Below are 20,537 nucleotides of genomic sequence, written 5' to 3'. Positions count from 1 at the left end.
AAGGCTGACCCGGAGTAGCGTGGGGTGTCCGGATAGGGTTTCGCTGGGCGGACTATCCCCGTAAGGTGAGGACAGACTAGGAGAGCGGCAGTGCCGTACATCATCGCTGAACCGTGCGTTGACGTGAAGGACAAGGCATGCATCGAGGAATGCCCCGTGGACTGCATCTACGAGGGTGGTCGCATGCTGTACATCCATCCCGACGAGTGCGTGGACTGTGGTGCATGTGAACCGGTGTGCCCGGTGGAGGCGATCTTCTACGAAGACGACACCCCGGACCAGTGGTCCGGCTACGTGAACGCCAACGTCGACTTCTTCAACGAGCTGGGCTCGCCCGGCGGCGCGACCAAGGTCGGCCAGGTCGAATACGACCCGCCGTTCATCAAGGAACTGCCGCCGATGGCGAGCGAGTAGCTCTGCCGTGTCCGCGCGCAACCGGGTCAGCAGTCTGCTCCCCGACTTTCCCTGGGACACCATCGCTTCGGTGAAGGCGAAGGCGGCGACGCATCCCGGCGGGATCGTCGACCTGTCGGTCGGCACCCCGGTGGACCCGGTCGATCCGCTCATCCGCACGGCCCTGAGTTCGGCCTCGGCGGTACCCGGTTACCCGGCCACACACGGCACCCCCGAGCTGCGCGCGGCGGCGGTGGACGCGCTCAAGCGGCGCTACGGGATCACCGGTCTCGACCCGGCTTCGGTATTGCCCGCGATCGGCACCAAGGAACTGATCGCCGGCCTGCCCCGGCTGCTCGGCCTCGGCGCGGACGACCTGGTCGTGATTCCCGAGGTCGCCTACCCGACGTACGAGGTGGGAGCGCTGTTCGCGGGCGCGCAGATCGTGCGCGCCGACGGGCTCACCCAGCTCGGCCCGCGGACGCCCGCGCTGATGTTCGTGAACTCGCCGTCGAATCCGACGGGTCGCGTGCTCGGCGTGGACCACCTGCGCAAGGTCGTCGAATTCGCCCGCGAACGCGACGTGATCGTCGCCTCCGACGAGTGCTACCTCGGCCTCACCTGGGCGGGCCGGGCGGTCTCCATCCTCGACCCCGAGGTCAGCGCCGGCGATCACACGAATCTGCTTGCCGTGCATTCGCTTTCGAAGACCTCGAACCTGGCGAGCTACCGCGCCGGCTTCGTCGCGGGCGACCCGGCCCTGGTCACCGAACTCCTGGAGGTGCGCAAGCACGCCGGAATGATGGTGCCGTTCCCCATCCAGGCCGCGATGACCGCCGCCCTGAGCGACGACACGCACGAGGCGCAGCAGCGCGAGCGCTACCGGGTCCGGCGCGAGGTGCTGCGAAAAGCCTTGGAGCAGGCCGGTTTCCGCATCGATCACTCGGAGGCGGGCCTCTACCTCTGGTCGACCCGCGGCGAACCGTGCCGCGCCACCCTCGACTGGCTCGCCGACCGCGGCATCCTCGCCGCGCCCGGCGACTTCTACGGGCCCACCGGCACCGAGCACGTCCGGATCGCCCTGACCGCCACCGACGAACGCATCGCCGCCGCCGCCGAGCGGCTGACCGCCGCGGCGTAACCGGCGGGGTCGCGCAGGGCCGGGCCGTCGCCCGACACGCACGACCGGCCGAGGGCGTGGGGCGCGAACCGGCGTTAGCCTGAAGTATGGACGCTGTCACGGTTGTTCCTACCCCCGGCAACGAGCCGGTGCACGCCTACGCGCCCGGCAGTCCGGAGCGGGAACGGCTGGTCGCCAAGTTGACCGAGATCGCCGCGGAGACCGTCGAGATACCGCTGGTCATCGGCGGTAAACACCGGCCGGGCAGCGGGGAGCGGCACAGTATCGTCGCCCCGCATCGGCACAGTCAGGTGCTGGGGACCTACACCGACGCCACGCGGTCCGAAGCGCAGGGCGCGATCGACGCGGCGATGGCGGCGGCGCCGGGGTGGCGCAGCTTGCCGTTCGACGAGCGGGCGGCGGTGTTCCTGCGCGCGGCGGATCTGCTGGCCGGGCCGTGGCGGGAGACGGTGGCCGCGGCGACCATGCTCGGGCAGTCGAAGTCGGCGCAGCAGGCCGAGATCGATGCGCCGTGCGAGCTGGTCGACTTCTGGCGATTCAATGTGGCGTTCGCGCGGCAGATCATGCAGCAGCAGCCGGAGTCGAGCGCGGGGGTGTGGAACCGGCTGGACTATCGGCCGCTGGAGGGGTTCGTCTACGCGATCACGCCGTTCAACTTCACCGCGATCGCCGGGAACCTGCCGACCGCGCCCGCGTTGATGGGCAACACGGTGGTGTGGAAGCCGTCGCCCACGCAGACGTTGTCGGCGTACTACACGATGCGGCTGCTCGAGGCGGCCGGCCTGCCGCCGGGCGTGATCAATATGGTGACCGGTGACGGTATCGAGCTGTCCGAGGTGGCGCTGGCCGATCCGCGGCTGGCCGGGATTCATTTCACCGGCTCCACCAAGACCTTTCAGTATCTGTGGCAGCAGGTCGGCGCGAATATCGGCCGGTATCACGGCTATCCGCGGCTGGTCGGGGAGACCGGCGGCAAGGACTTCGTCGTCGCGCATCCTTCGGCCGATCCGGATGCGTTGCGGGCCGCGCTGATTCGCGGCGCCTACGAGTATCAGGGGCAGAAGTGCTCGGCGGCCTCGCGCGCCTATATCGCGCGGTCGGTCTGGCGCCGGATGGGCGAGGACTTCCTGCACCTGACCGAGGGGCTGACCTACGGTGACGTGGCGGACCTGTCCAATTTCGGTGGGGCACTGATCGATCGGCGCGCGTTCGACAAGAACGCCGCCGCGATCCGCCGGGCCAGGGACGCCGGGGTCACCATCCCGGTCGGCGGCACCTACGACGACAGCGAGGGGTATTTCGTCCGGCCCACGGTGCTGCTGGCCGATGATCCGCACGACGAGTCCTTCGCCACCGAGTATTTCGGCCCGATCCTGTCGGTGCACGTCTACGACGACGCCGCACCCGATGCGTACGCGGCCATTCTGGCCGAGGTGGACGCCGCCGCGCCCTATGCGCTGACCGGCGCGGTGTTCGCACAGGATCGGCAGGCGATCGAACAGGCAGGCGCCGCACTGCGATTCGCGGCGGGCAACTTCTATGTCAACGACAAGCCGACCGGAGCGGTGGTCGGTCAGCAGCCGTTCGGCGGCGCGCGCGCATCCGGCACCGACGACAAGGCGGGCTCCCCGCTGAACCTGCTGCGCTGGGTCGCCGCGCGCACGATCAAGGAAACCTTCGTCCCGCCCAGCGATTACCGCTACCCGCACATGGGGGAGTGACCGGTGCATCCGCTGCGTCCCCTCATTCTCGCGGCGGCGGAGTCGCCGCGGATGAAGCGCGCGCTCACCGGCATTCCGATCACCGCCGACATCGTGCGGCGGTTCGTCGCCGGGGAGACCAGGGCCGAGCTGATCGAGGTGGCGCAGGCGCTGCTGGACAGCGGCCGAATGGTCAGCGTGGACTTCCTCGGCGAGAACACCACCGACCGGAGCCAGGCCGATGCCACGGTGGCCGAGTATCTTTCGCTGATCAACGACCTCGCCGCGTTGCCTCGTCCGGCGCTGCCGGGGATCGATGCGCCGCCGGTCGAGGTGTCGGTGAAGCTGTCCGCGCTCGGCCAGGCCCTGCCGGACGACGGACCCGCGATCGCCACCGAGAACCTGCGCGTCCTGTGCACCAAGGCCGCCCAGGCCGACGTGTGGGTGACCGTCGACGCCGAAGACCACACCACCACCGATGCCACGCTGGCCACCGTGCGCGAGCTGCGCGGTGAATTCCCCTGGCTCGGTGCGGTTCTCCAGGCGTACCTGCGGCGGACCGAGGCGGACTGCCGCGAACTGTCCGGGCCGGGATCGCGAATCCGGTTGTGCAAGGGCGCCTATCGCGAGCCGCACGCCGTCGCCTTCCAGCGTGCGGACGAGGTGACCTGGTCCTACCTGCGCTGTCTCGACGCGCTCATGCTCGGCGACGGCTATCCCATGGTGGCCACGCACGACCCGGAGCCGATCGCCGATGCCGAGCACCGCGCGGCCGAAAGCAACCGTGGCCCCGATCGTTTCGAGTATCAGATGCTGTACGGCATCCGTGACGCCGAGCAGTTGCGGTTGGCCGGTGCGGGTCGGGCGGTGCGGGTCTACGTGCCGTACGGCAGCCAGTGGTACGGCTATCTCACCAGGCGATTGGCGGAGCGGCCCGCCAACCTCACGTTCTTCCTGCGCGCTCTGGTGAGCAGGTCCTGAAAGTCCTTACACCAGTGGTCTGCCCAGCCGCATCCGGCGGCGCAGGTCGAACAGGTAGAGGTTCAGCGGAAACAGCCGCGCCTGCTTCGGCAGCCTGGTGTGCACCACCGAGATGCCGCGCAGCAGCCGGTCGAACCGGCGCTGGTCCCGCTCGGTCCAGGTCATCCGCATCTCGTCGCGCACGTGCTGCGGCAGCAGCCCCGCCACGATGAATCGCTGCACCCCGGCGAAGGCGAGTCGGATCGGGAGCGGCATCATCCGGAGATCGATGAGGTCGTCGAAGTACTCGCGCAGGGCGGGCTCGATGCGGTGTTGCGCGAGGTTCTTCTCCCACCATGGATAGAACTCCGCGCGGTCGGCGGGCCACATCTCCGGCCGCATCTGCAAGGTGGTGCCGAGCCGCGCGCTGTACTGGTAGAGCGCCTCGGCGGTGGTCGGGTCCAACGGTCCGTGCATCCGGGTGTAGAGGTCGTCGATGCCCCAGTAGATGGTGCCCGCCACCCACAGTTGCAGCTTCGGATCGAAGGCGTTGTACTTCACCGGGCTCTGCGGTCCGGAGCGGATCGGGCGGTGCGAACGGTTGACCGCCTCGCGGTAGGCCGCGCGTTCTTCGTCGGACCCCATCATCGCGACGGCGATGTAGGTCAGCGTGGTGCGCAACCGCTTGACCGGATGCAGCGTGACCTTCCCGCTGTCCACCGGGCTCTCCAGCACGCCGCGGCCGACCGGGCGCAGGCTCAGCTGCATGATGACGTTGGCGGTGCCGCCGAGGAAGGCCGCGATGCCGTCCAGGTACGGCTGGACGGTTTCCGGCGTGAGCGACGGCGTGGCGGACGGCTCGACCCGACGCAGCGGTGCGGTCATCGTTGACCTCGACTTTCTGGGTCCGAAGCAGTCTCCGGACCAGCGAACGTATGAGAAGGTTCTCATCTCACCTTCTCATTGCCTCGCCGACTGTGTCAATGATGCGCTGCAATGGTTCTTGTGTCATCGTTTCGGCGATCCGGATAGGCTGGCGGCATGGCGAGGCTGACCAGACTGCTGCCGTTGGTGCGAAGCGCCGGCCCGGAGGACGGCAATCAGACGCGCGTGCTCGACGCCGCGCTGCTGGCCTTCCTCGACTTCGGCATCAAACGCACCAGCATGGTCGAGGTGGCCCGGCGCTGCGGGCTCTCGCTCGCCACGCTGTATCGCCGCTTCGCCAGCAAGTCCGACCTGATCGAGGCGGTCGGGCTGCGGCAGACCCGCGAGTTCGTCGAGGAGGTCGACGCCGCCTTGCAGCGGCAGGTCGATCGCGACGCGGGCGCGCAGGAGCAGATCGTCGAGCTGTTCGCCGCGTTCATCACCGGGCTGCGGGACAACCGGCTGGTGCACCGGTTGCTGGCGACCGAGCCCGAGCTGGTGCTGCCGTATCTCACCATCAAGGGCGCGCCGGTGCTGGAGCTCGGCCGGGATTACGTGGCGGAGTTCATCTCTCGGTTGCAGCGGGAGGGCAAGCTGCCCGCCTATGACCCGGAGCCGCTGGCGGAGATGATCGCGCGGACCGCGCTGTCGCTGGCCCTGACACCGCAGACGGTGATTCCGCTCGGCGACGAGGTGGCGATCCGGCAGTTCGCCCGCGATCACATCGTGGTGTCGTTCCGGGTGCCCTGACCTGGCGTCAGTGGCCGGTCAGCAGATCGAGGGCGGCCAGCGGGAGCGCGCCGAGGAGGTCGAGGGTCTGCTCGGTCGCGGTGCCGTGCGTGTGTGCCGCGACCGTGAAGCCGGGGCCGTAGGACGCCGACGCGACGTCGGGTTCGCCGAAATCCGACCAGCCCCACTTGGTGCCGAGGACGAACGGCACCCGCGCTGTGCCCCAGTCCTGTTCGGTGCCGTCGGCGGCGCTCTGGCCGGCGGCGGCCATCCAGTCGAAGATCGGTGAGCCGGGGTCGGTGCGCAGCTTGGTGTCCAGGAAGTCGGTCAGGTCCGCGGTGCTGGTGTAGGCCGCGCCCCAACTGCCCGCGGAACGGGTGTCGTTCAGATGATATTCCGCCGCAACGCTTTTGAGCGCCTGCGGATACTTGGCCGCCATGGTGGTGGCCGCGCCGTCGTCGGAGTAGCGGATCATCCGCTCGGCGAGGTCGCGGTCCGCGCGCGAGCCGTCGCCGTGCCGCAGCGCGTAGTCGGCCAGGTAGAGCTTGGTCAGCGAGAGGGCGGTGCGCGGTTCGTGTTCGTTCGCGGTGCTCCAGTGCGCGCCGAGGGTGGAGCGGATGGAGATCGAGGTGCGCGGCGGGACCACGTCGGGATCGAGCGGTTCCGCGCAGCCGGTCGGCGCGACCAGTGCGCAATAGGCCGCCGCGGCGGCGGCCGCGGTCGCAACAGTCCGATAGCCCATCGTTTCCTCCTGGCTCGGCCCCCTGTGTGCTCTTCGAGATAACACCGCTCGACGGGCAAGGGCGGTCGCGACACGCAAACATTCAGCAATCTGTTGTGCTGTTCCTGAGAGCGGTCAGACCAGGGGCAGGCCGAGGCGGCGGCGCAGGCGCAGGTCGAGCAGGTAGGCGTTCATCGGGAACATGCGGGCCTGGCGGGGGAGCCAGGTCTGCGTGGTGCCGAGGGCGCGCATGACGCGCTGGAGCACGCGTTCGTCGCGCGCGGTCCAGGTGAAACCCATCTGGTCGCGCAGGTGCTGCGGGAGCAGGCCCGCGACGAAGAACCGATGCGGACGGGCGAAGGCGAGTTGCACCGGCCGGGGCAGCATCTTCAGATCGATGAGGTCGTTGAAGTAGTCGCGGACCGGCGGATCGATCGTGGTGGCGGCCAGCTGCGCGTCCCAGTACGCGGCGAAGGCCTGCCGATCGGCGGGCCACATGTCTTGGCGCACTTGCAAAGTGGTGCCGAGGCGGGCGCTGTAGCGGTAGAAGGCGTCGGCGGTCGGCTCGTCCATCGGGCCGTGCATGCGCTCGTACAGATCCCGCGCGCCCCAGTAAAGGCAAGCGGCAACCCACAATTGGAGCTCGGGGTCGAAGGCGTTGTACCGCACCGGACTCGACGCGGTCGAATGGACCGCGCGATGCGATCGATTGACCGCCGCGCGGTAGTCGGCGCGCTCGTTGTCGGTGCCGAGCATCGCGACGGCCAGATAGGTGATCGTGGTGCGCAACCGTTTGACCGGGTGCAGCATGACCTTCCCGCTGTCGACGGTGCTCTCCACCACGCCGTAGCCGACCGGCCGGGAGCTGAGCTGCATGATGACGTTCGCGGCGCCGCCGAGCAGACCGGCGATGCCGTCGAGGAACCGGGTGATGTCGAGTTCGTCCGGCGGTGCGGTCTCGTGCGTCGTTGCGCGAAGTGGCCTGGTCATCGTCGACCCCTGTCTCATTGAGAAGGCTATGCATTTACTTTCTCACCGCCTCAGCTCGTGTGTCAACGGTCACATCGGTCGTCCATTCGCCGGTGATCGGCCGAGGTGTCGCGGGCCGGCCGGGGTGGGCGAAGTAGTTTGGGCGCATGCCCTTCGGTCCGCCGCTGCTGCTCAGTTCCCTGAATCCGCTCGCCGTCGCCGGCGGGGCGGACATCCCGGATGCCGTCACCATCGACGGGGTGACGCTGTCCCGCAGCGATCTGCTCGGGGCCGCGACCTCGGTCGCCGAGCGGGTGGCCAGGGCCGACCGGGTCGCGGTGCTGGCCGAGCCGACCGTGACCACGGTGCTCGCGATCGTCGGCTGCCTGATCGCCGGCGTGACCGTCGTGCCGGTGCCGCCGGACTCGGGAACCGCTGAGCTGGCGCACATTCTGACCGATTCCGGGGCGCAGGCGTGGCTCGGCGCGGCGCCGGCGGGCAGCGAGCTGCCGGTCGTTCCGGTGCGGGTGCACGCCCGGTCGTGGCACACGTATCCCGAACCCGATCCGGCCGCAACGGCTTTCGTGCTCTACACCTCCGGCACCACCGGCCTGCCGAAAGGTGTCGTGCTCAGCCGCGGCGCGATCGCGGCCGGGCTGGACGCGCTCGCCGACGCATGGGCCTGGACCGCGAACGATGTTCTGGTGCATGGGCTTCCGCTGTTCCACGTGCACGGCCTGATCCTCGGCGTGCTCGGGCCGCTGCGGGTGGGCAGCCCGCTGGTGCACACCGGCAAGCCGACCCCGCGGGCGTACGCCGCCGCGCGCGGCACGCTGTACTTCGGGGTGCCGACCGTATGGTCACGCATCGTCGAAGATCCCGAAGCGGCACGGCAATTGGCCGATGCCCGGCTGCTGGTGTCCGGCAGCGCGCCGCTGCCGGTGCCGGTCTTCGAGCGGTTGCGCGAACTCACCGGCCACGCGCCGATCGAGCGCTACGGCATGAGCGAAACCATGATCACCCTGTCCACCCGGGCCGACGGCGAGCGCCGCCCCGGCTGGGTCGGCACCCCGGTGCGCGGCGTGCGGACCCGGTTGCGCGACGAGGCGGGCGCGGACGTCGCGCGCGACGGTGAAAGCATCGGCGCCCTCCAGGTTTCCGGCCCGATGCTGTTCGACGGCTACCTCAACCGCCCCGATGCCGACGCCGAGACCTGGACCGAGGACGGCTGGTTCAAGACCGGCGACGTCGCCGCCATCGATCCGGACGGGTTCCACCGCATCGTCGGCCGCGAATCGGTGGACCTGATCAAATCCGGCGGATACCGCATCGGCGCGGGCGAGGTCGAGACCGTACTCCTCGGCCATCCCGCCGTCGCCGAGGCCGCCGTGGTCGGTCTGCCCGACCCCGACCTGGGCCAGCGCATCGTCGCCTTCGTCGGATTACGCGGCGACGCCCCGACTTCCATCGAACACGACCTGATCGCCTATGTGGCCGAACAACTCTCGACCCACAAACGCCCGCGTGAGATCCGCGTCGTCGACGCCCTGCCCCGCAACGCCATGGGCAAGGTGCAGAAGAAGCGCCTTACCTGACGGTTCAGTCGTTGGCGTGCAGGGCGGCGTTGAGTTCGATGCCGGTTCCCTTGCGGGGCACCACCTCTACCGCACCGGTGACCGAGTTGCGGCGGAACAGGAGGTTGTTCTGCCCGCTGAACTCGGCGGCCTTGACGACGGCGCCGTCCGGGGTGCTGACCTTGGTGCCCGCGGTCAGGTAGAGGCCGGCTTCCACCACGCAGTCGTCGCCGAGCGGGATGCCGACGCCCGCGTTGGCGCCGAGCAGCGAGCGCTCGCCGATCGAGATGACGGTGGTGCCGCCGCCGGACAGGGTGCCCATGATGGACGCGCCGCCGCCCACATCGGAGCCGTCGCCGACCACCACGCCGGCCGAGATGCGGCCCTCGACCATGGAGTTGCCGAGGGTGCCCGCGTTGAAGTTCACGAAGCCCTCGTGCATGACGGTGGTGCCGGAGGCGAGGTGCGCGCCGAGCCGGACCCGGTCGGCGTCGCCGATGCGCACGCCGGACGGGATGACGTAGTCGACCATCCGCGGGAACTTGTCGACGCTGTACACGGTCACCGGGCCGCGGGCGCGCAGCTTGGCGCGGGTGGTCTCGAAGCCCTCCACCGCCGCCGGGCCGTGATTGGTCCACACCACATTGCTGAGCAGCCCGAACTGACCGTCCAGGCTCACCCCGTGCGGGCGGACCAGCCGGTGCGAGAGCAGATGCAGTCGCAGGTAGACGTCGTGCGCGTCGACCGGGGCGGCGGACAGGTCGGCGATCGTGGTGCGCACCGCGACCACGTCGACCCCGCGCGCCTCGTCGAAGCCGAGCAGCGCCGCGAACTCCGCGGGCGCGTCATCCAGGCGCTTGGTCCCGGTCTCGGCGAACTCGCCCAGCTCCGGGCTCGGGTACCAGGTGTCCAGGACGGTCCCGTCCGCGGTCACATTGGCGATACCGACTGCTGCTGCTCCCTGAATGCTCACGTCAACAGAGATTACCGACCCGCCTGTGCGAGTGGTGAGCCCGCTCCGTCGATGTGCCACACCACACGCTGTGCGGGACGGCCGCGCCCGATCGGCACTCCGCGCGCGGGCGGTCCGGTGCGCGGCGGGCCACAACCTGTGCGGCCGGGCTGCCGCGGGTGGCGCCGGGCGGTCGTAGGGTGGGGGCGTGATCCTCGACTTGCGTGCTGACCCGATTGCGTTGACCGCCGCCCTCGTCGATATCCCGAGTGTTTCGCGGGACGAGCAGGCGATCACCGACCTCGTCGAGCGGGCGCTGCGGGAGCAGACGAGCGGGTTCGAGGTGCTGCGGCACGGAAATGTGGTGCTGGCGCGGACGAATCGCGGGCTGCCCAGCCGGGTGGTGCTGGCCGGGCATCTGGACACCGTGCCGATCGCCGACAACGTGCCGGGCCACTTCACCGAGAACGCGGCCGGGGAGCGGGTGTTCTACGGCTGCGGGTCGGTCGACATGAAGTCCGGCGACGCGGTGTTCCTGCACCTGGCCGCGACGGTCGCCGAACCGGTGCACGACCTGACGCTGATCTTCTACGACTGCGAGGAGATCGCGGCCGAGTTCAACGGGCTCGGCACCATCGAACGCGAGCTGCCGGAGTGGCTCGACGGCGATCTCGCGGTGCTCGGCGAGCCGTCCGGCGGCTGGATCGAGGCGGGTTGCCAAGGGACGCTGCGGATTCGGCTGTCCACCGCGGGCGTGCGCTCGCACTCGGCGCGAGCCTGGCTGGGCGACAACGCGATTCACCGCCTGGCGCCGATCCTGCAGCGGCTGGCCGACTATCGGGCCCGCGAGGTCGACATCGACGGCTGCGTCTACCGCGAGGGGCTGTCCGCGGTGCGCGTCTCCGGTGGGGTGGCGGGCAATGTGGTGCCCGACGCCGCCGAGGTCGACGTGAACTTCCGCTTCGCGCCGGACCGCACGGTCGAGCAGGCCGTCGAGCACGTCCGCGCGGTTTTCGCCGGCCTCGAGCTGACCTTCGAGGTCACCGACTCGGCGCCCGGCGCGCTGCCCGGCCTGACCGCCCCGGCCGCCAAGGACCTGATCGCCTCGGTGAACAGCCACGGCGGCGGCGGGGTGCGGGCCAAGTTCGGCTGGACCGACGTCGCCCGCTTCGCCGCCCGCGGCATCCCCGCGGTCAACTTCGGCCCCGGCGACCCCAACCTCGCGCACAAGCGGGACGAGCACGTCCCCGTCGACCAGATCACCGCGGTCACCGCGATGTTGCGCAACTACCTCACCGGGTCCGCGAGCTGACCGATCGTCGGCGAGCTGAACGTCGGACGACTTCTCGGCTCCGGTCCGCCGCGCCGGTGACTGCCCGGTAGCGTGGTCGACATGTCCACCGACGCCGCTGACCGCGAGGTTGCCAATACGCAGAAGTCGACAGCCAAGTTCCGCGGGCCGATCATGCTCCGGCGCGACCGCAAGGACGGGACCGGCACGGCCGACCGGAATCTCCTGGATCGGCGCGGCGACACCGATTGGGTACACACCGACCCGTGGCGCGTGCTGCGCATCCAGGCCGAGTTCGTCGAGGGCTTCGGTGCGCTCGCCGAGGTGCCGCGCGCGGTCACCGTCTTCGGCTCGGCCCGCACCGGCCCGGATCATCCGGAGTACGAGGCAGGCCGGGCGATCGGCGCGGCGCTGGCCAAGGCCGGTTTCGCGGTGATCACCGGCGGCGGCCCCGGCGCGATGGAGGCGGCCAACCGCGGCGCGTGCGAGGCGGGCGGCTATTCGATCGGCCTCGGCATCGAGCTGCCGTTCGAGCAGAGCCTCAACGAGTGGGTCGATCTCGGCATCAACTTCCGTTACTTCTTCGTCCGCAAGACGATGTTCGTGAAGTACTCCGAGGCGTTCGTCTGCCTGCCCGGCGGCTTCGGCACCCTGGACGAGCTGTTCGAGGCGCTCACCCTGGTGCAGACCCGCAAGATCACCCGCTTCCCGATCATCCTGTTCGGCAGCAGATACTGGTCCGGCCTGGTCGATTGGCTGCGGGATTCGCTCGGCGGGTCGGGCAAGATCTCGCCCGGCGACCTCGGGCTGATCCACGTCACCGACAGCGTGGAGGAGATCGTGCAGATCATCCTGTCCTACGCCGAGGCGGGCGCCGCCGAGGACGCACTCGGCACGGAGGACCAGTGGTGACCGGACAGCAGCCCTACGCCGTCTGCGTCTACTGCTCGGCCAGCACGGCCGATCCCACCTACCTCACGCTGGCCGCCGAGGTCGGCGCCGAGATCGCCCGCCGCGGTTGGCAATTGGTCTCCGGCGGTGGCAACGTCTCGATGATGGGCGAGGTGGCGACCGCGGCCAGGGCCGGCGGAGCGAACACCATCGGGGTGATCCCGAAGCATCTGGTGCACCGCGAGGTCGCCGATGTGGACGCCGACGAACTGGTCGTCACCGACACCATGCGGCAGCGCAAACAGATCATGGAGGACCGCGCCGACGCCTTCCTCACCCTGCCCGGCGGCATCGGCACGCTCGAGGAGTTCTTCGAAACCTGGACCGGAGGGTATCTGGGACAGCACAATAAGCCGGTGGTGTTGTTGGACCCGAATGGCTTCTACCGGGGCCTTTTCCAGTGGCTCGACGAACTCTACGACCGTAAGTTCGTGCCCCAGCCCGCCATGGACCGCATCACCGTGGTCACCGATCTTTCCGCCGCCTTCACGGCATTGGAGGCGCGAGCAACACCTTCCTGATGAGGAGAGCTAGACAGTGAGTTTCGACGGCCGCTCGACGGTGAGCCTATTCAGCCTGGCCAAGAACCTGCCCGCGATGGCGCTCGACGTGCCGGCCATGCTGCGCAACGCGGCGGGCATGCTGGTCGGGCCGGACGACAAATCCTCGGTCGGGCTGTACTTTCAGCGCGCCGCGCACCGGCATCCGGATCGGACGTTCCTGCGTTTCGAGGGCACCGCCTACACCTACGGCGAGGCCAATGCCGAGGTGAACCGCTACGCCGCGGTGCTCGCCGCGCGGGGCGTGCGGCGCGGCGACGTGGTCGGCGTGCTGATGACCAACCGGCCCGAAACCCTGTTCGTCATCCTGGCTTCGGTGAAACTCGGCGCCACCGCGGGCCTGCTCAACCACCATCAGCGCGGCCAGGTGCTCGCGCACAGCTTCGGCCTGTTGAACAGCGTGCTCGACGTGGTCGGCGAGGAATGCGCGGAGGCGCTGGACTCCCTGGCCGAGCCGCTGCCGAATGTCTTGCCCGCCAACGACTTGCAGGCGGCCGCCCGGCACGCGGACGCCACCGATCCGCCGGCGTGCGCGGAGGTCACCGCCAGGGAACGCGCCTTCCTCATCTTCACCTCCGGCACGACCGGCCTGCCGAAGGCCAGCGTGATGACGCACCTGCGCTGGACCAAGAGCCTGGCCGGCATCGCCGGACTCGGAATTCGCCTGCGCGGCAACGACACTCTGTACTGCTGCCTGCCGCTCTATCACAACAACGCGATCACCGTCGCGCTGTCGGCGGTGATCGGTGCCGGCGGCACGTTTGCCCTCGGCAGGCAGTTCTCCGTGTCCCGGTTCTGGGACGAGGTGATCCGCGAGCAGGCAACGGGTTTCATCTACATCGGTGAACTGTGCCGCTATCTGCTGAACCAGCCCGCGAAGCCGACCGACCGGCAGCACCGGGTGCGGCTCGCGGTCGGCAACGGGCTGCGCCCGGAACTGTGGGACGAGTTCAAGACCCGGTTCGGCATCAACCGGATCGTCGAATTCTACAGCGCGAGCGAAGCCAACATCGCCTTCATCAACGCGTTCAGCGTCGACCGCACGGCCGGCTTCGGGCCGCTGCCGTACGCGGTGGTCGAGTACGACGACGAGACCGGAAAGGCCAAGCGGGACAAGGACGGCCGGCTGCACCGGGTAGGTACCGGCGGGGTCGGGCTGTTGCTGTCCAAGGTCACCGATCGCTCGCCGTTCGACGGATATACCGACCAGGACGCCTCCGAGGCGAAGCTGGTCCGCGACGGATTCGCCCAGGGCGACGTCTGGTTCGACACCGGTGACCTGGTGCGCGACCAGGGCTGGCATCACATCGCGTTCGTGGACCGGCTCGGCGACACCTTCCGCTGGAAGGGCGAGAACGTGGCGACCACCGAGGTCGAGGGCGCGCTGACCCGCTCGCACGCGCTCTCCCAGGCGGTCGTCTACGGCGTAGATGTGCCGGGCGCCGACGGCAAGGCGGGCATGGCGGCGGTGACGCTGACCCCGGATGTCGAGTTCGACGGCAAAGCGATCGCCGACGACGTCTATCGACAGCTGCCCGGCTACGCCGTCCCACTGTTCATCCGCGTGGTCAAGGAGCTGGAGCAGACCTCCACCTTCAAGAGCCGCAAGGTCGAGCTGCGCAAGCAGGGGTACGCCGCCGACGGCGACGGCAGCCTGTACGTTCTCGCCGGCCGCTCCGACGGTTACGTTCCCGCGTATGACGACTACGCCGCCGACGTCGCCGCGGGGCGCGCTCCGAAGAACTAGCGGGGAGTGCGCCGCCGACGCCGCCGGGTGGAAAGACCGGTAGCACACCGGTCGGTACAGTCAGAGGATGTTCAGTACCACCGCAACGCCGCTTCCTACCTTGTGCGGCAAGCCGGTGGCGACCGATCGGGCGCTGGTGATGGCGATCGTGAATCGCACTCCCGATTCGTTCTATGACAAAGGAGCCACGTTCACCGACGAGGCGGCCATGGCGGCCGTCGCCAGGGCGGTCGACGAGGGCGCGGATCTAGTCGATATCGGCGGGGTCAAGGCCGGTCCCGGATCGCTGGTCGACGCGGTCGAGGAAAAGCGGCGGGTGGTCCCGTTCGTCGCGGCCATTCGGGCGAAGTACCCGGAGTTATTGATCAGCATCGACACCTGGCGGGCCGATGTGGCGCTGGCCGCGGTCCGGGCGGGGGCGGACCTGATCAACGACACCTGGTCCGGTGCCGATCCCGACCTGGTGTCGGTGGCCGCCGAACAGGGCGTCGGCATCGTGTGCAGCCACACCGGCGGGGCGATCCCGCGCACCCGGCCGCATCGCGTCCGCTACGCCGACATCGTGGCCGAGGTGACCGATACCCTGGTGCGCGCGGCGGAAAACGCGGTCGCGGCGGGGGTGCGCGCGGATTCGATTGTGATCGATCCGACCCATGATTTCGGCAAGAACACTTATCACGGGCTCGACTTGTTGCGTGGAGTGGACGTTCTTGTAAATACCGGGTGGCCAGTCTTGATGGCACTGAGCAACAAGGATTTCATCGGGGAGACTCTAGGTGTCGATCTTTCCGAACGGTTGGAGGGCACATTGGCAGCAACAGCTTGGTCGGCAGCCGCCGGCGCCCGAGTCTTCCGAGTCCACGAAGTCGCCGCGACCCGGCGGGTGGTGGACATGATCGCCGCGATCCAAGGCATCCGGCCCCCAGCACGCACCCTGCGAGGTTTGGTATGAAATTCCACCACCCACACGGCCGCGAAGACCGCCCCCCGTGGGCGACGACAAACACCTGGGACAGCCCCCACTGGTCGGTCGACGAACTCGTCGCGGCCAAAGACGGCCGCACCGTTTCGGTGGTGCTGCCCGCGCTGAACGAAGAGAACACCGTCGCCGACGTGGTGGGCAGCATCATGCCGCTGCTCGGCACCCTGGTCGACGAGCTGATCGTGCTCGACTCGGGCTCGACCGACGCCACCGCCGAACGGGCCATGGCCGCGGGCGCCGAGGTGATCACCCGCGAGCAGGCGGTGCCGGAGCTGGATCCGGTGCCGGGCAAGGGCGAGGTGCTGTGGCGCTCGCTGGCCGTGACCAGTGGCGATCTGATCGCCTTCGTCGACTCCGACCTGATCGACCCGGATCCGGAATTCGTGCCGAGACTGCTCGGACCGCTGCTCACCGTCGATGCCATGCACCTGGTCAAGGCGTACTACCGCAGGCCGCTGCACCAGGGCGGCGCGGTGGACGCGCACGGCGGCGGCCGGGTCACCGAGCTCGTCGCCCGCCCGCTGCTCGCCGCGCTGCGTCCGGAGCTATCGCAGGTGCTGCAACCGCTCGGCGGCGAATACGCGGGCACCCGCGAGCTGCTCACCGCGGTCCCGTTCGCGCCGGGCTACGGCGTGGAGATCGGGTTGCTGCTCGATACCTACGACCAGCTCGGGCTGTCCGCGATCGGGCAGGTGAACCTGGGCGTGCGCACGCACCGCAACCGCCCGCTGGCCGATCTCGGCGTGATGAGTAGGCAGATCCTCGGCACCGTGCTCGGCCGCAGCGGGGTGCAGGACTCCGGCGCCGCGCTGACCCAGTTCCCGCTGGTCGGCGACGCCTTCACCGCGCAGAGCACCGAGGTGTCCCTGGCCGATCGGCCGCCGATGAAGACGCTGCGCCCCGAGTGGGCGGCTGCCTGACCGATATCTCGACGCGCGAACCCGGGTGCCTGCGGTACCCGGGTTCGTCGCGTTCTGCCCAAAGACATGGGCAGGCAAAGGATGCGATCTGCTCGTTCGGTAGTTAACGAGCATGGTTGCTGACTGGACGCTAGAGTGTTGTTCTGGTCTTACGTTCGCATTCTGTACTTCAAGACGCCGTCCATCGCGCGCTCATGAGCAGGAGATACGTTTATGACTATTGGGGAGCTACCCAAGCAGGACACACGGCAACCAGAGTTTGCCGGTCCCGACTACACGCTGGCGACACTGCGCGTGAACGGCCACGTTTTCCCGGTGGCATTGGAACCCCGGGTCAGCCTGCTCGACGCCCTGCGCGAGTACCTGCGGCTCACCGGCACCAAGAAGGGGTGTGACCAGGGCGCCTGCGGCGCGTGCACGGTCTGGGTCGACGGGAAACGCGAATTGTCCTGCCTCACCTTGGCGTTGAGCGTGGAGGGGCGCGAGATCACCACCATCGAGGGGGTCGCGGAGGGGGAGGAGCTGCATCCGGTGCAGCGCGCGTTCATCAGCTGCGACGGCTTCCAGTGCGGGTATTGCACGCCGGGACAGATCATGTCGGCGATCAAATGCATCGAAGAGGGCCACGCCGGCGACGACGAGGAGATCGCCGAATGGATGAGCGGCAATATCTGCCGCTGCGCGGCGTATCAGAACATCCGGGACGCGATAAAGAGCGCGCGTGACGAGATGAGGGAGAACCGATGAAGCCCATCGCGTTCGCCCGCGCCGAGACGGTGGACCAGGCGCTCGCCGCGGTGGCCGCCCGGCCGAATACCGTATTCCTCGCGGGCGGCACCACTTTGGTGGACATGCTGCGGATCGGCGCGATGGAGCCGGACAACGTCGTCGACATCAACCGATTGCCGCTCACCGAGCTCGAGCACCGGCCGGATGGTGGCCTGCGCATCGGCGCGCTGGTCCGGATGGGCGAGGTGGCCGCCGATCCCGGTGTGGTGGAACGGTTTCCGTTCCTGTCCATCGCTCTGTGGAAGGGCGCGTCCGCGCAGATCCGCAATATGGCGTCGATGGGCGGCAACCTGATGCAGCGGGTGCGCTGTCCGCAGTTCCGGGACATCGCGTTCGACTGCAACAAGCGCGCGCCGGGCAGCGGCTGCGGCGCGCATGGGGGACTGCACCGAGGCAACGCCGTATTGGGTACCAGCGAACACTGTTTCGCCATGCACCCGTCCGACATGGCGATTCCGTTGACCGCGCTCGATGCCGTGGTGCACGTGCAGGGACCGCGCGGCGCCCGCGCCATCGCCTTCGACGATTTCTTCCTGTTGCCCGGCGACACACCGCATCTCGAACATCCGATCACCGCCGACGAGCTGATCGTCCGCATCGATGTGCCACCGTTGCCGTTCGCGGTGAACTCGCACTATCTGAAGGTGCGCGACCGCGAATCCTATGAGTTCGCCGCGGCTTCCGCGGCGGTCGCGCTGGATCTGGTGGACGGGCAGGTGCGCGATGTCCGCATCGGCCTCGGCGGGGTGGCGACCAAGCCGTGGCGGGCCAGGATGGCCGAGGCGCTGCTGGTGGGCAAGCCCGCGACGAAGGAGAACTTCGCCGCGGCCGCCGCCACCGAGCTGGCCGCGGCCGACGACAGCCACGCGATGAATCGGTTCAAAATCGAACTGGCACAACGCACCATGGTGCGCACCCTGGAGATCGTCACCGAGCGGCTGGGAGGCCGGAAATGAGCGCACCCGCCGTTCCCCGCCTGGTCGGTCAGGGACTCGACCGGATCGATGGGCACGCCAAGGTCACCGGCGCCGCCCGCTACACCGCCGAGATCCCGATGCCCAACGCCGCGTACGGCGTGCTCGTCGGCGCCGAGATCGGCAACGGCACACTGACATCCATCGACGTGCGCGAGGCGCTGCGGGCCGGCGCGGTTGCCGTGCTCACCCACGAGAACCTGCCGAAGGTTCCCTCGGTGCCGTTGCTGCCGTCGATGTTCGGTCAGCCCGCACCCGGGCAGACCTTCTTTCCCATGCAGGACACCACGATTCACTACTTCGGTCAGCCGATCGCGGTCGTCGTCGCGGATACCTTCGAGATCGCCCAGCAGGCCGCCCGCCTGGTCGAGGCCACCTATGACGCGCGGCCCCCGCTGGTGCGCCTGGACGACGGCCGGGACGAGCAGTACCTGCCGGACAGCATCTTCGCCGGTCAAATCCCCGCCGCCCAGTCGCGCGGCGACTTCGCCGGCGCGAGCGCGGACGCCGCGCACACCGTCGACGCGACGTTCCGGTTCGCCGCCAATCATCACAATCCGATCGAATGCTCGGTGACCGCCGCGATGTGGAACGGCGATTCGGTCACCGTCTACGACGCCACCCAGGGTATCGTGGCCAGCCAGCTGACCATCGCGGCGCACCTGGGCATCTCGCCGAGCAAGGTGCGGGTGGTCACCGACTACGTCGGCGGCGGGTTCGGCGCGAAAGCCATGATGTGGCCGCACGTTACGCTCGCCCCGCTGATCGCGCGGGAGCTGGGCCGGCCGCTGCGGGTGATCCTGAATCGCGAGCAGATGTTCTACGGCACCGGTTTACGCGAAGAGCAGGAACAGCGCGTCACCCTGGTCAGCGACGCCGACGGGCGGTTCACCGGGCTTCGGCACCACAAGCTCTCCGTCACTTCGCATTTCGACGACTGGGCCGAGCCGTCGCTGGAGGTGGCGAGCAAGGCGTACGGAATTCCGCACTGGGAGGGGCAGTATCGGCTGATCAAGGGCAATACGATGACGCCGACCTTCATGCGCGGACCGGGCGAGGCGTCCGGCATGATCGCGCTGGAATGCGCCATCGACGAGCTGGCCGAACAGCTCGGCGCGGACCCGGTGGAACTCCGGATGCGCAACCACGCGGCCGTCGATCCGGAGAGCGGAAACCCGTGGAGCTCCGATGGTTACGTCGAATGCCTCCAGCTCGCCGCCGAGCGGTTCGGCTGGGACGGCCGGAGCCGGACGCCCGGATCGCACACCGACGGCCGCTGGCTGCTCGGCTGGGGCGTCGGCACCGCCGGCTACCCGGTGTACGAGCCGGGACAGCCGCAGCGCGCCCATGCCCGGCTGCGGTCGGACGGCTCGCTGGTCGTCCAGGCCGGCACGCAGGAGTTCGGCACCGGTGTCGCCACCGCCATGTCGCAGGTCGCGTGCGACGCCATGGGAATGCCGTTCGATCGCATCCGCTTCGAGATCGGCAATACCGACTATCCGAACATCGCGGCTACCGTCGGCTCGATCGGTGCGAGTGCGGTCAGCTCCGCGGTGCACACGACGTGCACGCGGCTGCTCGCCCAGCTGATCGAGATCGCGGTCGCCGATATCGACTCGCCGTTACGCGGTCGCACGCCCGAGGAGATCGAGGGCGTGGCGGGCGTGCTGCGGCTGGTCGATGATCCGTCGGTGACCGATGCCTACGCGGATGTGCTGGAGCGCAACCAGCTTTCGGACATCGAGACGACCGGCAGCTGGCGCCCGGCCGCGCCCGCCGCGCCGTACGGGAAGATGAGCTTCGGTGCCCAGTTCGCGGAGGTCGCGGTCGATCCGGAGCTGGGCTTGATCCGAGTGCGCCGCATGGTCGGTGCGTTCGCGCCGGGCCGGGTGCTCAATACCAAGCTCGCCCGCAGCCAGGTGCTCGGTGGCATGAATTGGGGCCTGTCCCAGGCGCTCATGGAGGGCTCGCTGCCCGACACCCGGGACGGCCGCTGGGCCAACGCGTCCCTGCTGGAGTACCTGCTGCCGGTCAACGCCGACGCCCCCGAGGTCGACATCTCCTTCGTCGAGGTCGACGACCCGGTGGTGAACCCGTTGGGCGTCAAGGGAATCGGCGAACTGGGCATGATCGGCGCCGCCGCCGCCATCGTCAACGCCGTCCACCACGCCACCGGCCGCCGCTTCCGCGACATCCCCCTGCGCATGGAACACCTGCTCTGACTTCCCGCACCACTCCCGATTTCCCGCACCGACAATCG

At 69.0% G+C, this 20,537-nt stretch carries 19 protein-coding genes; 15 read left to right on the top strand and 4 right to left on the bottom strand.

The features are described 5' to 3' along the window. Positions 1-90: 90 nt before the first annotated feature. The 4 genes from fdxA to ACFQ9K_RS25730 all read left to right on the top strand — a co-directional run bounded on the left by fdxA (position 91) and on the right by ACFQ9K_RS25730 (position 4,215). Entirely contained in the window at positions 91-414 is a 324-nt protein-coding gene (fdxA, locus tag ACFQ9K_RS25745) for a ferredoxin (RefSeq protein ID WP_150402310.1), read from the top strand. Between the two features lie 7 nt (positions 415-421). After that, the gene (gene dapC / locus ACFQ9K_RS25740; protein ID WP_378716589.1) at positions 422-1,534 is read left to right on the top strand and encodes a succinyldiaminopimelate transaminase; all 1,113 of its coding nucleotides are present in this window, start codon (positions 422-424) and stop codon (positions 1,532-1,534) included. An 86-nt stretch (positions 1,535-1,620) separates the two neighbouring features. Further along, positions 1,621-3,255 (top strand): L-glutamate gamma-semialdehyde dehydrogenase, encoded by a 1,635-nt coding sequence (gene pruA / locus ACFQ9K_RS25735; protein ID WP_378716591.1) that lies wholly within the window; start codon positions 1,621-1,623, stop codon positions 3,253-3,255. A gap of 51 nt (positions 3,256-3,306) precedes the next feature. Continuing rightward, positions 3,307-4,215 (top strand): proline dehydrogenase family protein, encoded by a 909-nt coding sequence (locus tag ACFQ9K_RS25730; RefSeq protein ID WP_378716678.1) that lies wholly within the window; start codon positions 3,307-3,309, stop codon positions 4,213-4,215. Between the two features lie 6 nt (positions 4,216-4,221). Here ACFQ9K_RS25730 and ACFQ9K_RS25725 read toward each other — a convergent pair whose 3' ends face one another. Further along, a complete protein-coding gene (locus tag ACFQ9K_RS25725) occupies positions 4,222-5,079 on the bottom strand; it encodes an oxygenase MpaB family protein (RefSeq protein WP_378716592.1) in 858 nt (285 codons plus the stop codon). Positions 5,080-5,235: 156 nt separating this feature from the next. Between ACFQ9K_RS25725 and ACFQ9K_RS25720 the strand changes: the two genes are divergently transcribed. Further along, positions 5,236-5,868 (top strand): TetR/AcrR family transcriptional regulator, encoded by a 633-nt coding sequence (locus tag ACFQ9K_RS25720; protein WP_378716593.1) that lies wholly within the window; start codon positions 5,236-5,238, stop codon positions 5,866-5,868. 7 nt (positions 5,869-5,875) lie between these two features. Here ACFQ9K_RS25720 and ACFQ9K_RS25715 read toward each other — a convergent pair whose 3' ends face one another. Next, on the bottom strand, positions 5,876-6,589 hold the full coding sequence (locus tag ACFQ9K_RS25715) for a hypothetical protein (protein WP_378716594.1): 714 nt from the start codon (positions 6,587-6,589) through the stop codon (positions 5,876-5,878). A gap of 114 nt (positions 6,590-6,703) precedes the next feature. Beyond that, positions 6,704-7,558, bottom strand: coding sequence for an oxygenase MpaB family protein (locus ACFQ9K_RS25710; RefSeq protein ID WP_378716595.1), 855 nt, complete (start codon positions 7,556-7,558; stop codon positions 6,704-6,706). 146 nt (positions 7,559-7,704) lie between these two features. Here ACFQ9K_RS25710 and ACFQ9K_RS25705 point away from each other — a divergent pair, with 146 nt between their 5' ends. Further along, positions 7,705-9,132, top strand: a complete 1,428-nt coding sequence (locus tag ACFQ9K_RS25705; RefSeq protein WP_378716597.1) for an acyl-CoA synthetase — start codon at positions 7,705-7,707, stop codon at positions 9,130-9,132. Between the two features lie 4 nt (positions 9,133-9,136). Here ACFQ9K_RS25705 and dapD read toward each other — a convergent pair whose 3' ends face one another. Next, a complete protein-coding gene (gene dapD / locus ACFQ9K_RS25700) occupies positions 9,137-10,084 on the bottom strand; it encodes a 2,3,4,5-tetrahydropyridine-2,6-dicarboxylate N-succinyltransferase (protein WP_378716598.1) in 948 nt (315 codons plus the stop codon). A gap of 187 nt (positions 10,085-10,271) precedes the next feature. Between dapD and dapE the strand changes: the two genes are divergently transcribed. The 9 genes from dapE (at position 10,272) to ACFQ9K_RS25655 (ending at position 20,499) form a co-directional block, all read left to right on the top strand. After that, positions 10,272-11,375 carry a succinyl-diaminopimelate desuccinylase gene (gene dapE, locus ACFQ9K_RS25695; RefSeq protein WP_378716599.1) on the top strand — a complete coding sequence of 368 codons (1,104 nt, stop codon included), beginning with the start codon at positions 10,272-10,274 and terminating at the stop codon, positions 11,373-11,375. Between the two features lie 81 nt (positions 11,376-11,456). Next, complete coding sequence (locus ACFQ9K_RS25690) at positions 11,457-12,266, top strand: TIGR00730 family Rossman fold protein (protein WP_378716600.1); 810 nt, start codon at positions 11,457-11,459, stop codon at positions 12,264-12,266. Next, positions 12,263-12,826 carry a TIGR00730 family Rossman fold protein gene (locus ACFQ9K_RS25685; protein ID WP_378716601.1) on the top strand — a complete coding sequence of 188 codons (564 nt, stop codon included), beginning with the start codon at positions 12,263-12,265 and terminating at the stop codon, positions 12,824-12,826. The genes ACFQ9K_RS25690 and ACFQ9K_RS25685 overlap by 4 nt, the downstream gene beginning before the upstream one ends. A gap of 16 nt (positions 12,827-12,842) precedes the next feature. Next, positions 12,843-14,612 (top strand): long-chain-acyl-CoA synthetase, encoded by a 1,770-nt coding sequence (locus tag ACFQ9K_RS25680; protein WP_378716603.1) that lies wholly within the window; start codon positions 12,843-12,845, stop codon positions 14,610-14,612. A 67-nt stretch (positions 14,613-14,679) separates the two neighbouring features. Then, a complete protein-coding gene (gene folP, locus ACFQ9K_RS25675) occupies positions 14,680-15,564 on the top strand; it encodes a dihydropteroate synthase (protein ID WP_378716604.1) in 885 nt (294 codons plus the stop codon). Next, a complete protein-coding gene (locus tag ACFQ9K_RS25670; protein WP_378716605.1) occupies positions 15,561-16,514 on the top strand; it encodes a glucosyl-3-phosphoglycerate synthase in 954 nt (317 codons plus the stop codon). Before folP ends, ACFQ9K_RS25670 begins: the two co-directional genes overlap by 4 nt. 213 nt (positions 16,515-16,727) lie before the next feature. After that, a complete protein-coding gene (locus ACFQ9K_RS25665; RefSeq protein ID WP_378716606.1) occupies positions 16,728-17,261 on the top strand; it encodes a (2Fe-2S)-binding protein in 534 nt (177 codons plus the stop codon). Continuing rightward, complete coding sequence (locus ACFQ9K_RS25660) at positions 17,258-18,259, top strand: FAD binding domain-containing protein (RefSeq protein ID WP_378716607.1); 1,002 nt, start codon at positions 17,258-17,260, stop codon at positions 18,257-18,259. The genes ACFQ9K_RS25665 and ACFQ9K_RS25660 overlap by 4 nt, the downstream gene beginning before the upstream one ends. Next, positions 18,256-20,499, top strand: a complete 2,244-nt coding sequence (locus ACFQ9K_RS25655) for a xanthine dehydrogenase family protein molybdopterin-binding subunit (RefSeq protein WP_378716609.1) — start codon at positions 18,256-18,258, stop codon at positions 20,497-20,499. Before ACFQ9K_RS25660 ends, ACFQ9K_RS25655 begins: the two co-directional genes overlap by 4 nt. Positions 20,500-20,537: the final 38 nt, after the last annotated feature.

It is taken from the genome of Nocardia sp. NPDC056564 (assembly GCF_042793755.1).
Classification (GTDB): Bacteria; Actinomycetota; Actinomycetes; order Mycobacteriales; family Mycobacteriaceae; genus Nocardia.
Note: the sequence above shows the minus strand (reverse complement) of the source record. Positions and strands in the feature narration are given on the sequence as shown.

Coding starts and splice junctions, on each gene's coding strand:
- pruA (WP_378716591.1), top strand. CDS start 1,621: ATGGACGCTGTCACGGTTGTTCCTACCCCCGGCAACGAGCCGGTGCAC.
- ACFQ9K_RS25730 (WP_378716678.1), top strand. CDS start 3,307: ATGAAGCGCGCGCTCACCGGCATTCCGATCACCGCCGACATCGTGCGG.
- ACFQ9K_RS25725 (WP_378716592.1), bottom strand. CDS start 5,079: ATGACCGCACCGCTGCGTCGGGTCGAGCCGTCCGCCACGCCGTCGCTC.
- ACFQ9K_RS25720 (WP_378716593.1), top strand. CDS start 5,236: ATGGCGAGGCTGACCAGACTGCTGCCGTTGGTGCGAAGCGCCGGCCCG.
- ACFQ9K_RS25715 (WP_378716594.1), bottom strand. CDS start 6,589: ATGGGCTATCGGACTGTTGCGACCGCGGCCGCCGCCGCGGCGGCCTAT.
- ACFQ9K_RS25710 (WP_378716595.1), bottom strand. CDS start 7,558: ATGACCAGGCCACTTCGCGCAACGACGCACGAGACCGCACCGCCGGAC.
- ACFQ9K_RS25705 (WP_378716597.1), top strand. CDS start 7,705: ATGCCCTTCGGTCCGCCGCTGCTGCTCAGTTCCCTGAATCCGCTCGCC.
- ACFQ9K_RS25690 (WP_378716600.1), top strand. CDS start 11,457: ATGTCCACCGACGCCGCTGACCGCGAGGTTGCCAATACGCAGAAGTCG.
- folP (WP_378716604.1), top strand. CDS start 14,680: ATGTTCAGTACCACCGCAACGCCGCTTCCTACCTTGTGCGGCAAGCCG.
- ACFQ9K_RS25670 (WP_378716605.1), top strand. CDS start 15,561: ATGAAATTCCACCACCCACACGGCCGCGAAGACCGCCCCCCGTGGGCG.
- ACFQ9K_RS25665 (WP_378716606.1), top strand. CDS start 16,728: ATGACTATTGGGGAGCTACCCAAGCAGGACACACGGCAACCAGAGTTT.
- ACFQ9K_RS25660 (WP_378716607.1), top strand. CDS start 17,258: ATGAAGCCCATCGCGTTCGCCCGCGCCGAGACGGTGGACCAGGCGCTC.
- ACFQ9K_RS25655 (WP_378716609.1), top strand. CDS start 18,256: ATGAGCGCACCCGCCGTTCCCCGCCTGGTCGGTCAGGGACTCGACCGG.